The 13,740-nt window shown below is 57.4% G+C and carries 9 protein-coding genes and 1 pseudogene; 5 read left to right on the forward strand and 5 right to left on the reverse strand.

Annotated features, from left to right (window positions below):
* Positions 1-6: 6 nt before the first annotated feature.
* The 4 genes from G6N80_RS22405 to G6N80_RS22420 all read right to left on the reverse strand — a co-directional run bounded on the left by G6N80_RS22405 (position 7) and on the right by G6N80_RS22420 (position 3,619).
* Positions 7-405 (reverse strand): acetyl-CoA carboxylase, encoded by a 399-nt coding sequence (locus G6N80_RS22405; protein ID WP_165137414.1) that lies wholly within the window; start codon positions 403-405, stop codon positions 7-9.
* Positions 402-1,781, reverse strand: a complete 1,380-nt coding sequence (accC, locus tag G6N80_RS22410) for an acetyl-CoA carboxylase biotin carboxylase subunit (RefSeq protein WP_165137417.1) — start codon at positions 1,779-1,781, stop codon at positions 402-404. Before accC ends, G6N80_RS22405 begins: the two co-directional genes overlap by 4 nt.
* Positions 1,781-2,209: an acetyl-CoA carboxylase biotin carboxyl carrier protein gene (locus G6N80_RS22415; protein WP_165137420.1), complete on the reverse strand. Its 429-nt coding sequence runs from the start codon at positions 2,207-2,209 to the stop codon at positions 1,781-1,783. The genes accC and G6N80_RS22415 overlap by 1 nt, the downstream gene beginning before the upstream one ends.
* Positions 2,210-2,512: 303 nt before the next feature.
* Positions 2,513-3,619, reverse strand: coding sequence for a Fic family protein (locus tag G6N80_RS22420; RefSeq protein WP_165137423.1), 1,107 nt, complete (start codon positions 3,617-3,619; stop codon positions 2,513-2,515).
* Positions 3,620-3,826: 207 nt separating this feature from the next.
* On the opposite strand from G6N80_RS22420, the pseudogene G6N80_RS22425 reads away from it, so the two are divergent.
* The 4 genes and pseudogenes from G6N80_RS22425 (at position 3,827) to G6N80_RS22440 (ending at position 10,334) form a co-directional block, all read left to right on the forward strand.
* Positions 3,827-6,184 (forward strand): annotated as a pseudogene (locus G6N80_RS22425) (hypothetical protein).
* Positions 6,185-6,694: 510 nt separating this feature from the next.
* Positions 6,695-7,858 carry an ABC-three component system protein gene (locus G6N80_RS22430; protein ID WP_165137426.1) on the forward strand — a complete coding sequence of 388 codons (1,164 nt, stop codon included), beginning with the start codon at positions 6,695-6,697 and terminating at the stop codon, positions 7,856-7,858.
* Between the two features lie 5 nt (positions 7,859-7,863).
* The gene (locus G6N80_RS22435; RefSeq protein ID WP_165137429.1) at positions 7,864-8,382 is read left to right on the forward strand and encodes a three component ABC system middle component; all 519 of its coding nucleotides are present in this window, start codon (positions 7,864-7,866) and stop codon (positions 8,380-8,382) included.
* Positions 8,382-10,334: a DUF3732 domain-containing protein gene (locus G6N80_RS22440; protein WP_165137432.1), complete on the forward strand. Its 1,953-nt coding sequence runs from the start codon at positions 8,382-8,384 to the stop codon at positions 10,332-10,334. The genes G6N80_RS22435 and G6N80_RS22440 overlap by 1 nt, the downstream gene beginning before the upstream one ends.
* 567 nt (positions 10,335-10,901) lie before the next feature.
* Here the strand turns inward: G6N80_RS22440 and G6N80_RS22445 are convergent.
* Positions 10,902-12,044, reverse strand: a complete 1,143-nt coding sequence (locus G6N80_RS22445) for an RHE_PE00001 family protein (RefSeq protein ID WP_246251539.1) — start codon at positions 12,042-12,044, stop codon at positions 10,902-10,904.
* A 19-nt stretch (positions 12,045-12,063) separates the two neighbouring features.
* On the opposite strand from G6N80_RS22445, the gene G6N80_RS22450 reads away from it, so the two are divergent.
* Complete coding sequence (locus tag G6N80_RS22450) at positions 12,064-13,737, forward strand: IS66 family transposase (protein WP_165137438.1); 1,674 nt, start codon at positions 12,064-12,066, stop codon at positions 13,735-13,737.
* The last annotated feature ends 3 nt before the right edge of the window (positions 13,738-13,740 follow it).

Consider the following 13,740-nt stretch of genomic DNA (forward strand, 5'->3'; position numbering starts at 1 on the left):
TCGCACTCATGATTGGGGCTCGATCTCGAAGAGGGCTTCTCCAAACCCGACCAGCGTGCCAGGTTCGATCAGCAGCCTGGTCAAGACACCGGAAAGCTCCGACCTTACCGGAACCAGAACATGGCCGACGCGCAAAACGCCCAGAACATCGGCGGGAATAACGGGATAAGGAAGCTCTGCTGAGGCGCAATCCTGCACCTGAAAAACGCCAGCCATAGGTGCCTTGATCACAGCGGGTTTGGATGATGCCTTAGCCGATTGCGCAGCGTGGGCCTCGCCATCGGCGACAACAATGCGCAGTTGACCGATGGCGCCGGAGATTTCCAATCCGTCGACACCGGCGGCAGAGAGCGCTTCGGAGAGAAACGCGATTGTTTTCGGATCGCTGACGTCGATCGCGCTCATGCCGTTGCCCTCTGTTTCAGCCATTGCTCGAGATAGTGGATGTCGGTCTCGCCTCTCGCAAAAGCCTCATCCTCGAACAGTGCCCGCAGGAAGGAAATATTCGTGGAGATGCCATCCACGCGCGTTGCGGCCAGTGCCTGGCGCATTTTGTCCAAGGCTTCGGCACGCGTCGGTGCATGCACGATCAGCTTGGCAATCAGCGAGTCGTAGTAGGGTGAGACCTTGTAGCCGGCATGGATATGGGTATCGACGCGAATGCCCTCGCCTTCAGGCAACTGGAGGCCGGTGATGACGCCCGCAGACGACAGGAAAGTTTCCGGATCTTCGGCATTGATGCGGCACTCGAAGGAATGGCCCTCGCAGGTGACGTTCTCTTGGGTCAGCGCCAGAGGAAAGCCCTGCGCTGCCTTTATTTGCTGCTGAACGATGTCGATCCCTGCCGTCAGTTCGGTGACCGGATGTTCGACCTGCAGCCGCGTGTTCATCTCGATAAAGTAGAACGCCCCGTTTTCATATAGAAACTCGAAGGTTCCGACCCCGCGATAGCCAATCTGCCGGCAGGCCTCGACACAGGCCTCACCCACCGGACCGATGATCTCAGGCGCAATCCCTGGCGCCGGAGCTTCTTCGACAACCTTCTGGTGACGCCGCTGCATGGAGCAATCACGGTGCCCAAGCCAGACCGCGTTTCCATGAGCGTCGCAAAGGACCTGGATTTCGATATGGCGCGGATGCTGGAGGAACTTTTCCATATAGAGCGCTGGCGAACCGAAGGCCTGGCGCGCTTCCTCCCGCGTCAGCGCCAGCGCATCCTGCAGCCGGGCTGGTTCCGTCACCACCCGCATGCCGCGCCCGCCACCGCCACCGGTTGCCTTGATGATCACCGGATAACCAATGTCGAGCGCGATTTCTTCGACAAGGCTCTGGTCGTCTGGCAGCGCCGTGTCCGGACCGGGAACACAAGGCACACCAGCCGCGATCATTGCCCGCTTCGCGGCAATCTTGTCCCCCATCGTGGCAATCGAAGCGGCGTTGGGGCCTATGAAAACCAGTCCCGCAGTCTCGATAGCTTCGGCAAATTCTGCGTTTTCTGAAAGAAAACCGTAGCCGGGATGGATGGCCCCTGCCCCGGTCACGCGGGCTGCGAGGAGAATGGCGTCCTTGTTCAAATAGCTCTTGGACGCGCTCGATGGTCCAATGCAGAGAAACACATCAGCAGATTTGCCGTAAGGCGCATCACGATCCGCCTCGGAACAGACGGCCACGGTTTTCAGTCCGAGGTCGCGGCAGGCGCGCTGAATGCGCGTTGCGATCTCGCCGCGGTTTGCAATCAGGACCGTGTCGAACAATGGCATTGTTTCGAGATGTGACGACATCAAGCGATCTCCGCCAGCAGGTTGCCCGTCTCCACTTCACCGCCATCAATGTCCGTGAGGTGGACAATGCGTCCCGAGCGTGGGGCTGAGATTGTGTTGAAAACCTTCATCGCTTCGATGACGAAAAGTGTCTGTCCTTCCGCGACGAGATCGCCGAGTTTGACGAAAGGTTGTTCACCCGGGGCCGGGGTTCGATGCAGCACGCCGAATACCGGAGCCTTGACCGCGACGGCGGCAGCGTGGGTTTCAACGACGGCCTTTCTGGATGTTTCGGCGACCGCTTCGACCGTTGGAGAATTTGAGAGAGTAGCGCCGGACCGGGGATTGCGAAAAATGCGGACCGTTACGCCCTTTTCAGTGACCGACAGTTCGGACACGTTCGATTTACCGACAAAATCGATGAGGGCTTTGATTTTCGACAGATCCATGACGCGCCTGGTATTTCGGAATGGCGGCTCTGCTCCCGCTATGGAAGGCAGGCCAATTGAGTTCGTTCCGTACCATGAGCCCTTCAATGATGGGGTCAGACGAAGTTTGTATGGATAATGGACATCATGACTTCACGCCCACTCAAGTCAAAGTCCAAGGGCAATGGCGACATCAGTCACTTAAGGGAAATATCTGAACGTATCAGCGAATGATTGGACAACCTATGTCTTTCGCCTTGAAAGGGCTCGAACAGCGGTTCGCCTAAATGATGACTTTGGGGTGTTCATCGGCCTGGCGGAAAATTATTTTTGCAATGACAGTGAGTATCGAGTATGCCGACGTTCACCCGTACGCGTCAGTGCACCGATCTCCACGAGTTGCTGAAGATCGCGTGTTGCTGTAGCGCGGGATGTATCTGTGATCGAGATATAGTTTTCGGCACTTAGACCTCCCTTGAAACCAGCAGTCCCTTCCTTGAAGATGCGTGCGACTACCTTTTCTTGGCGCTCGTTCAACTTGTCCCGAAAACGATCATAGAACTTTGCTTTCTGGATGAAGAAATCTACGCGCTCAAGCGTCGCCTGTTGAGCATCCAGAATAGTTTCTGAAAAGAAAATGATCCAGTCGGTGATATCAAGCGTGCGCTGGTGTCGCTCAAGCTCTGAGTAATATGCCTTCCGGCGCTTCTCTATTGTGAAAGCGAGTGAAATGAGACTTGGCTGCCCTATGTTTTGCGCCAGGGATTTCTCGGCGAGCGCGCGTCCAATTCGGCCGTTGCCATCCTCAAATGGATGTATGCTTTCAAAGTAAAGGTGTCCCACTGCGGCGCGCGTCAGAGCTTGAAGCGACGTTTGACCATCTGGCCCGGATTGATTGAACCATGTGATGAAGGTCTCCATCTCAGCGGCAACCTGGCGAGATGGGGGCGCCTCGAAATGGATGGTAGGTTTGTCCAATCGACCTGATACGATCTGCATGACGTCTTCATGCGTGCGGTAAGCACCAACCGTTTCAATATATCGGTTTCCGGCCATCAGCATTGAATGCCAGTGGAACAGTCCCTCATGACACAGCGGCCTACGCCAACTTCGATAGACATCCGCCATCATCTCGGCGATCCCCCGCTCTTGGGGGCGGATCTGTCTATCATCAGTGTTTAGCCCGAACTGCCAGCGGAGTGATGACTGGACACTCACGCGGTCCAGAAATTCCCCCTCAATCTCAGAGGTCTTGACCGCTTCGTCGCTCAGCAACTCAATGCGAAGTTGGTTGCTGTCGTCATCGTTGAAATGTCTAACAGCACCGATAACCTCACCGGCGGACTGCAAAAATTTCTGCTCTAACGGCACCAGGCTTGCGGTGTCGTATCTGAAGTTTGGCCAGTCAGTGTTTTGCCAGTTCCATGTCATGAGTTATAGGATCTCTCTCTATAACTCATAATTATTGCCAGAAATGAGCTATTGCAAGCCCGTCTATCGCTCAGCACCACAATCTGCAGCTCTTGATTCAAGAGGCAGCGATCGGCATCTAACCTCTTGCCCTAAACATATCTTGTTAATGGGCGCCCCCTATTTCCGCTCGCCCTCGGCACTGGTGCCGAGCGAAAAGGAACAAGCATGACCAAACACGACCTTTCATCCCGACATTTTCAGCGAAAAATTTCAGAATTCTGCGAGCTTCGTATCGCTCCAGTCGCATCCAGACGGGTGCTGGAGAACATCCGACCCTTCCTGATCAGCTTAATTATCTATCGGAAACGGCCACCGCTTCGGAGTGGCCAATTCGACTGGACGGCGATAGGCCAAGCCAGTGGTGTCGAAGCTGAGCTGACGGTAGAACTGAAAAAACAGCTCCGGCCGGGCTTGGATGCAATCATCCGATGGCTGGACGGACCGCCAGCAGTCGAAGAACAACGGCCACCAAAGCGGACGGCTCGCCCGAAGAAAATGGCGTCCGCCAGAAACGCAACCTGCGCCCCTTCAACCAGAAAGCCTCAACGTGCGACGGCCGATGGCATTGTTGCCCCATATGAATCGTTGCCACGTGGGCCGACTCCAAAACCGATCAGCCCTTTCCCAGAACCACTGTTCGACGCGACCGAGGACCCGGCGAACTTTCAGGATGCACTGGTCTATCATATGCGTCGGTTCGGCGACACCTATTGGCAGCTTTACCGCGCCGTTATTCATCTGAATGAGACCTTCGACAATAAGACGCTGCTATCCTGGATCAAGGGGGAGCGTGTGCCTCGATCTATTGCCAGTTTCAATATCCTCCGCCGCATCGAGAGACGCTATCGACTTTCAGAGGGATATTTCAAAGAGAAACTGCCGCATCAGGCGCGCTCACTTTATGGTCACGATCTCGGTGATATCAGCCCAGCCGAGCGTCGACGGATTTCAATGCACTTGCCGGAGGACTTCAACAGCCTGCCCTTCACCAAGCGCGAGGAGATCCTCGACTGGGTGCGCCGGGTGATCATTTAAGGCTCTACAGAATATCGCCGCTATCAGGCGGCGGCCAGCAAGCAGCGATATGCCATCCGCTTTCCCGGCGTCACCTATGGCAGCAGCTTTCTGTCCTCTCGATCGTTGGCCTCGGCGACCGGCGCCAATCAGAACGTTGCCGCAGAACTTGATGATCCTGATCTGCTTTCTGGCGTTATCGACGCACCGCCGAGACTTGCCATGGAAATGGCTGATCTCATCCGCTTCAAGACTTCGACGCTGACGGCGATTGGGTTCCGACGGAACGGCGTCTGGTGTGAAGAAACGGCCTCCCAGAAGATTGAGCACCTCGGTTTGATGTTTGGTGCGCTTGCTGCCTCGCCAAACGGTCTCGTGAAGGGTTTCGGCGTGCCAGTCAGCCACTTAAGCTTCGGCCTTCTCGTTTTCCCCGGCGTTTGGGACTGGTATCTGCAGTGGCGGGAACAGCGACGTGGCTTCTACACCAAGTGGGAAGAAGACATGCTGATGGTCGCCCAAGCCCTATCTCGCGCGGACGTCGGCTGGATCCGGCAGCATCCGGAGCTGCTTCGAAATGTCAGGCCCATTGCGGGCTTGATTGAGCAGGAAGAAATCGATTTTGCAGCTCGCGACTGGCATGGCGCCTGCGATGCGTTTCACCGACATGCCGCTAACCGTTCCAAGGAGATCCAGCGAGTGATGCGCGTGCATCGCGATCCATTTGAACCGATCATGTGTGTACTCGAAGCGGACAGCCCGTTGGCCGAATATCGCAAGATCACAGACGAGATTGTGAAACGTATGCCGGATGAGAACAGATATCCACGACCGGCCGCCGAAGCCGTTAGATCATTCCTATTACTTCGCCTGGGCCTGCACCTTGGGCTCAGGCAAAAGAACCTTCGCCAACTTCGTGTCTGCCCCCGTGGACACTATCCGACGTCAGAACGCCGGCTAGAGGAACTGAAATGCGGTGAGCTGCGCTGGAGTGATCGCGACCAGGGGTGGGAGGTCCTTATCCCGTCGGTCGCATTCAAAAACTCCGGTTCATCCTTCTTCGGACAGAAGCCGTTCCGGTTGATTTTGCCCGACCTTCTCGATCTCTACAAATACCTTGATGCTTACATCGACAGGCATCGTGGAGTTCTGCTTGGCGGTGCAAAAGATCCCCAAACGCTTTTCGTCAAGACGGTGAAGACGACCAGTATTGATGCTGCTTACAATTCGACCACATTCTACGAGGCTTGGCGGACTGTCATCCAACGTTACGGCATCTATAATCCCTATACCGGACGGGGTGCGATCAAGGGCCTCCTGCCGCATGGACCGCATAACCTGCGAGACATTCTCGCAACGCATATTCTGAAGCAGACCGGATCCTACGAACAGGCGAGCTACGCAATTCAGGACACACCCGACGTCGTGCAACAGCATTACGGCCGCTTTCTTCCGCAAGACAAGGCCGCACTGGCCGCCAAGATTCTCAATCAAGTTTGGGAAGCTGCGTAAGATCGAATGAGATGCTCGGCTCGGATACTCAGAACATGTTGCATCTGGGTCGAGTGTCCTCGTCTCCGCCTTGAAAGGAACTGAACCAGCGACCCCGACGCTTCAATTCTAAACTCTTATTTTCACAGCAAGATCAGGTTACAGACAAACCGATTGCGAAGAAGATGGATGCATCAGATCGCCTCGGTCCTGACCTATATCCAAGTCCGCGGGGCAATGCCGCCTCGCCTGTCGATCCAAAAACAGGTCGCGTGGTTGCGCGCTTTCCTGAAGCAAGCGTAAGGTTGCACATTTATAGGATAGGGCGCTGTAGTCTCCAACGGGGCCCTTTTGTTCAAGGCCTGCGCATGCAACCGTGGTTGCAAGAGTGGAATTGCTCGGCTTCGCGTTAAGATGCTGTTTTTTCAGTTTATTTTATTACAAGTGAAAAAAGGCATTTGTGCACGAACTATATTTGCACTACCGTTATAATTGAACTGCTCGTTTCCCTGTAACGGATTAGATCACTGTATGGCTCTTCCGCCCCTGCCTCAAGCGGCTAAAAGCTCTGCGCCCGGCCAATATCTCGGCTATTCCCTCCAGCAAGTCCGGCTTTGCTACCATCTATTGACCGTTCCGGACGATCACGCGGTTTCGTTGGAAATTATCGACGACGTCGGCATTCATCATCCCGATGGCACTGTCGTGTTCGAGCAAGCCAAAAGTGCCATTTCAGGCAATCCGGCCACGAACAAGGCGGAAGACCTTTGGAAAACATTCGCAAACTGGGCGGACGATTGCACTGCATTGAAAATCGACCCCAATGGGGCACGATTTCGCTACTACGTGTCGGAGGGCAAGCCCGGCTCCCTGATGACCGAGATGGACAAAGCCACGACGAACGCAGAGGCGACCAAGGTCTTAAAGAAAATCCGGAAGCAGTTTGACGATTGCGATAAGGAGGTCGCCTGGCAGCCGCATCTAGGCCGCTTTCTCGCCGCTGGCGACGTGGTATGCTGCGCCATCGTCGAGCGTTGCAGCTTTCAGTCCGAGGCCGACCCGCTCCGAAGTATCCGTGACCGTATGAACTTCATGCCTCCGGCGGCGATCGACGAATTGTGCGCCGGTGCTATCGGGCTTGCTCGCAACTGGATGGACGATCTCATTCGGCAGGAGCAAAGCCGGGCCATTCTCGCAGTTGACTTCCGGCGGAAATTTTCGGCTTTCGTGCGCCGGCACAATTTCTCAAACGCGCTCAATCCCGCCATAGAGCCTCCGGACGATCGCGCGATCGATGCCGCCATCCGGGGAGAGCCGCTGTTCGTGCGGCAGTTAAAGGCGGTTGAGGCTCCTCAGGACATGCTGGTGATCGCTGTCAGCGATTATATGCGGACGACCGCTGATAAGGTGAAATGGGCTGATGACGGGACGATCTACGGCGACAGTTTCGTCGAGCTCGACGATCAACTTGTCCGCAAGCACAGTCTCGTATCGCTCGAGATCGACGACACCAATCCTCAGCTCGACGTCCCCGCGCGCGGACGAAGCATCTATTGGGCCTGCTCGAAGGTAACCCTGCCGCTCGAAGGCCAGTCTCTGCCGGGATATTTCATATCGGGCGCCTTCAACTGCCTGGCCCAAGGCCGAAGGATCGGCTGGCATCGCGACTACGAAACCCTGTTTCCGCCTGAGTGATTTTCATGGAAGCTCTACTTTCTCAATCCGAAGTGCCATACTTTCCCCCTGTTGACCCGATCATGCTGGTCCAGAACCCGGCATTCGGCGCGCATCTTTTGTGGAGTTTTGGGCGCGGTTTCCAAGCCGAAAAGATGGATGCGCTGCCGTCGCTGCCGAGCTACTTCCTTGTCCTGCCGCTGATCCTGCATGCGCGCACGCTGGCTGATCTGAAGTCGACGAACCTGCCTTCCGGCCTGTCTAAATTCGTTGTAAAGCTTGGCGAACAGCGGGAACGGCTGATGGCCGTTCATGAACGGACCCTGCGCATGCGGGAGCTGACGCTACAGTCCGTCGGCGCAGGGATCGCGTCAGGTCTGCTCAACATCAATTACGCGAACGGTCTGGTCCGCGCAAACGATGTTAGCGTTCCACGACCACCAGAGCGGTTGAGGTTTCATGTGGCAAGCGCTGAAAAGCTCGGTCGCTGGTCCGCCCGACTACCGCAAGGCCAAGTGTTTCAACTACTTCAGGTGGATGTCTGATGCATTTTCAGATTTTACGGTTGATCCTTTGGCCGAAAAACGGAAGCACCCCGCGCGTAATCAAGTTCGAGCCGGGCATGGTCAATGTCATCAGCGGTTCGTCGAAAACCGGCAAGTCGGCCGTTATTCCTATCATCGACTACTGCCTAGGATCCGGAAAATGCTCGATCCCGGTCGGCACGATCCGTACGGCCTGTGCATGGTTTGGATTGGTAATCGAAACGCTGGAAGGCCAAAAGCTGCTTGCGAGGCGAGAGCCGGGGGATGCGCGCCAGACCGGGGACATGTTCATCGCCGAGGGCGATACGGTGGACATCCCGGTTCAGGCGCCTGAGCGGAATACCACCGCGGATGCTGTCAAGCGCAAGCTCGACACCCTGGCGGGTCTGTCCCAATTGGGGCTGGATCCCAACAGCGATTCCGGTTTCCAATCGCGGGTAAGCTTTCGCGACCTTCTCGCCTTCACGTTCCAGCCGCAATACATCGTTGCGAACCCGATGGTACTCTTTTTCAACGCAGATACGAGCGAGCATCGGGAGAAACTGAAAGCAATATTTCCCTATGTCATTGGTGCGCTCACGCCCGATATGCTCCTGGCAAAATGGGAAATTGACAGGCTTCAGCGCGAGGCCAGACGCAAGCAATCGGCGCTGGACGCCGCCCGCAAGGCGGTCAACGCTTGGCAGCTCGAGACACAGGCCCGTCTGCGACAGGCCATCGAACTCGGCCTGTTGCCGCCGAACACGGCTATACCTGACGAATGGCCCGACATCATCGATCTGCTGCGCAAGGCAGCCGAAGCCGATACAAGGCAAGCCTTCACGACAGTCGATTCGATCGACGGCACACTAGCGAGGCTGCAAGAGTTGCGGCAGGCAGAAAGCGAAGCAGCCGCCACCCTTGGTGAGAAACGCCAGGCCTATAACGAGCTGCAGCGCCTGCTTGTCAGCAGCAGCTCATACGGAGACGCGATTCTGATCCAGCGCGACCGTCTAAACATTTCCGAATGGTTGCGCGGTCGCGCCGGCGCTTCAAACGACCCGCTGGTCGCATTGGGGACTGTTGGTCGGACGAAACTCGATACGCTGTCTCAAGCGCTTGCGGGCATCGAGATCGAGATTCGCTCTCAGCCCAGCCTATCGCACACGTTTGAGAAGGAACGGCTACGCCTGCGCAGCGACGTCGAGGAAGCTACCGCTAGACTGACCGGGGTCAGGCAGGAAATTTCCCTGCTCGAACAAAAATCGAAAGAGGTGCAGGACGCACTCTTCAGACAGGACCGTATAGAAAGATTCGTCGGTGGATTGCAGCAAGCCTTGACCTCGCTCGATCGTACTCAAGAGGGGTCAGACCTTGCTACCGAATTGCAACGGCTGCTGGAACAGATCAGCGACTTGCGCAAGGTCTATTCCGAACGGGAAGTCGAACGAAAGATGCGCAATGCGCTTCAGATCATTCAAACAATGACATCGACAATCCTACCCTTGCTCGACGCGGAGTGGCCAAACGCACCAATCGAACTGCTCACTGACGATCTGACCATCAAGGTTATCCATACGGACCGTTCGGACTATCTGTGGGAAATCGGCAGTGGTGCGAACTGGCTCGCCTACCATGTGGCGGTGACGCTCGCTCTGCAGCGGTTTTTCCTAAAAGGCTTCCACGCCGTACCAAGCCTGCTGATCTACGATCAGCCTAGTCAGGTTTATTTTCCACGCGGGTTTTCCGACGATGAGAAAAGTGTCACGGGCCGCGAGCGAGACAAGGATGTTGCAGCCGTCCGCTCAGTCTTCGATGCCATCGGCAAGGAGGTCATTCGGTCGGAAGGACGCTTGCAGGCCATTGTCCTGGACCATGCGGGAACGGATGTGTGGGGAGGTCTTCCCGGAGTGCATCTGACCGAAGAATGGCGGGATGATTTGAAACTCGTGCCAGTGGAATGGCTGGCGTAACCCTCAGGAGCTACTTGCCATTCGTTTTTGCAAGCTAGCTAGCCGAGTCTGCTCTCGGCAAGATCGGTGCCGCACACTCAGCATTCATAAAGGGGACGGCGGTAGCTAAGCTATCGATAGATGATGTTCTCGCATTCTCAGGCGAACTCGCGGCGCTCGTGTCAGCGTATTGAGCCGCTATCGCCAGTACCTCCCTCAACCTCGCGAGGCCGCGTGCATTTCTCCGCAGGCTTCCATGATGCGATGTGAACTTTCACTGTCGTCTCCAGCCACGGAGAAGATACGTTTCATCCCCTGCGGAAACCGCTAGAGTGATTTCTAATGGAAGCGGTTGGTGAAAAATCTAAGCGCCGAATCTAATCTGCCGCCGTTGTAAAGCGTCTGACCACCAACAGTCCCGACCGCCGAAGAAACAGCTGATCAAATTGCGTTAAAGTGACGACACAGGATTGAGTTGGACCACACCGATGGCCTGCCCGCGCATCCTCTACCTAGATCAGAATATGTGCACTCAGGTCGCTTGAAAACCAAGTGGCCTCGACAGGCCGCGCTGCACGCGACAGGTGCTCAAATCACACCCCATGCCCGAAACCTCCCCCTCCCCGTCATCTCGCGAAGACCGAGTTCCTGAACAATACGCCGCGCGCCTTGCGGCGTTACCTCAAGCGTCTTTGCCACCATGCCGGCGGAGATCAGCGGCCGCGCCATGACAAGCTCCACGAGCTCCGGCAGCCGGGACGACGTCCGGCGCCTCTCCAGTTTGCGCATCATCATCTGCCGCGCCAGCACCAGCCGATCATGCTCCTTGAGCCCCGCCTCTGCAGCGATGATCAGGGCTCTGGTAATCGCCAGCAACCGCGTCTCCCTATTCCTGTCTCGGCGCCGGTCGACGGGGATGGCCTTCAGCCCGATATTGATCGTCGCAAGATGGGAGCCGGTGGTGACGCCACCCTCGCGCAGGACCGAGGCGGCCAGCAAACGCCCCAGCCAAGGCGCGTGCTGCAGGACGGAGATCGAGTTCCAGGCATCGAGCGCCACGATCGTCTGCAGGACAGGCGGCAGATCCTGGGTGTGCGTCAGCACGGCCCGCCACTCCTCCAGCCGCTCGTCCTCATCCCAGTCGAGATCGTAGACAAAGGGATCCTTGTCCGGAGCGGTTTTGGCCCGCGCCGGCTTCTTCGCCTCTTCGATCGCGGCCTCCGAGCGGGCGAGCACCGCATCGATCTCAGCAAACGCATCCCCCAGACCGTCGGCATCAGGATCTTCGGCCTCCCCTAGCCCAGCGCCAGTGCCACCCACCTCAACATTGTCATGAGGCAGCCCCTCCCCGTCGCCACCCAATGATGCACCGGCCCACGGCCGGCCGCGGAGGGAGGCGAGGCCTTGAGCAGAGAGCGCCCAGGCGGGTGGATGGGCGGCAATGCGGCGACGGGTTTTCAGTATGTCGCGGGCGATGGTGAGTTCGTGGGTGGGGGCACGAACGTCGCGAAGCGCATCATGCAGGACGAGGTCTTCGAGATGAACAAGTTCCCCATCGACCCAGAGCGAGGCATGCGCTTCGAGGAAATGCGAGCGTTCGAGAAAGCCCGCGCCTACGGAAGAACGGGCGATGCGTTCGTCGAGACGGGCAAGCGCGACGGCTGCCTCGGAGATCGGCCTCAGCAGTACCTGGAGCAAATCCGGTAGCAAAGAGATTCCTGTTTTCTGCAAATCATGAGATTCTTCTTTAATGACGAAGCGCCGCCTTCCCATGGCCGAGCATGCCGACACGCTGTCGCTGAAGGCGCTACGCGAGCGCGTGACCGCCTTGATGGAGCGGGCTGATCGGGCAGACGCCCGGATTGAGAAGCTCGAAGCTGAAAACCAACGGCTTCGGGATGAGAACGATCAGCTCAGGCTCGAGAACACCCGGCTGAAGGTCGACAACCAGCTTCTGCGCGATGAGATTGCGCGCCTGAAAAACTTGGCCCCCCGCCCGCCTTTCAGACCGTCCGGCATGGAGAACGCACCGGGTGACAAGACGGTCTCGGCCAAGGATCCCGCACCCCGGCCGCGAGGGCCGAAGAACGACACAAAGCGGGTGACCCGTGAAGAGGTGCTGCCTGTCAGTGTGCCGCCGGGATCGCGCTTCAAGGGCTACAAGGACTGCTTCGTCCGGGATCTGGTGCTCAAGGTCGAGGTGGTTCGCTACCGGCGGGAGTGCTGGGTGACGCCGGAGGGAGACACCATCCTCGCGCCGTTGCCTGCGGGGATACGAGGTGGCTTTGGGCCCAATCTGCGGCGGTTTTGTCTGATGCTCCATGCGCATGGCCAAGTCACGACGCAGCGAATGACGACCTTGCTCAACGACGTTGGTGTCGAAATCTCCAAACGTCAGATGGTCCGTTTCCTGACGGAGCGCCTGGACGGCTTTCATGCCGAGGATGCAGCCGTGCTCCACGCCGGCCTCGTCTCGGCGCCCTATGTTACGGTCGACGACACCGGTTCCCGTCACACCAACCGCAATGTTTATACGACGCATATCGGCGGTGAGCATTTTACCGCATTTCGCACGACGTCCTCGAAGTCGCGACTGAACTTCCTGGCGCTGCTGCGCGGCAACTATCAGGACTATGTCCTCAACGATGCCGCCTTCGCTTTTCTCGAAGACCGGCAGGTGGACCCTGTTCTTCTGGCGCCGCTGAAGAGGCAAGAACCGCAGCGGTTTGCCAATCAGGTTCCGTTTCTCCAGCACCTCGCCGAACATGGTATCGACATCTTCGACACCGAAACGCTCCGGCCCTTCGCCGAGGCCGGCATATGGGGCGCCATCCGCCATCATGGGCTGGTCGGCAATGCAGTGATCGTCTCCGACGATGCCGGGCAGTTTCGCGTCGGTACCCACGCGCTGTGCTGGGTCCATGCGGAACGGCTTCTGCACAAGCTGATGCCGGCGACGCCGCGCCAGGTAAAACACGTCGAAACCCTGCGCGAGCTGATCTGGCTCTTTTACAAGCAGCTGAAAAACTATCAGCGAAGTCCAAGCCAGCGTGCAGCTCACGGTCTTCAGGTCCGGTTCGATCGGATTTTCTCCATCCGCACCGGCTATGGTGATCTCGACAAATTGCTGTTTCGGCTGAGGCGCCGCAAGCCGGAACTGCTGCGGGTTCTGGAGCGGCCCGAAATCCCACTCCACATCAATGCGTCGGAACGCGATCTGCGTGGCTTTGTCATCAAGCGGAAGATTTCCGGAGGGACGGTCAGTCGCAACGGGCGGCTGGCACGCGACAGCATGCTGGGCCTTTCGAAGACCTGCCAGAAGCTCGGCCTGTCGTTCTGGCGCTATCTCGGCGATCGGCTGGGGATCGGCACATCGCACCCAACCATTCCCCCATTGGCCACCATGATCGTTGCCAGATCCTGAGCG

This window comes from Rhizobium rhizoryzae (assembly GCF_011046895.1).
Taxonomy (GTDB): Bacteria; Pseudomonadota; Alphaproteobacteria; order Rhizobiales; family Rhizobiaceae; genus Neorhizobium; species Neorhizobium rhizoryzae.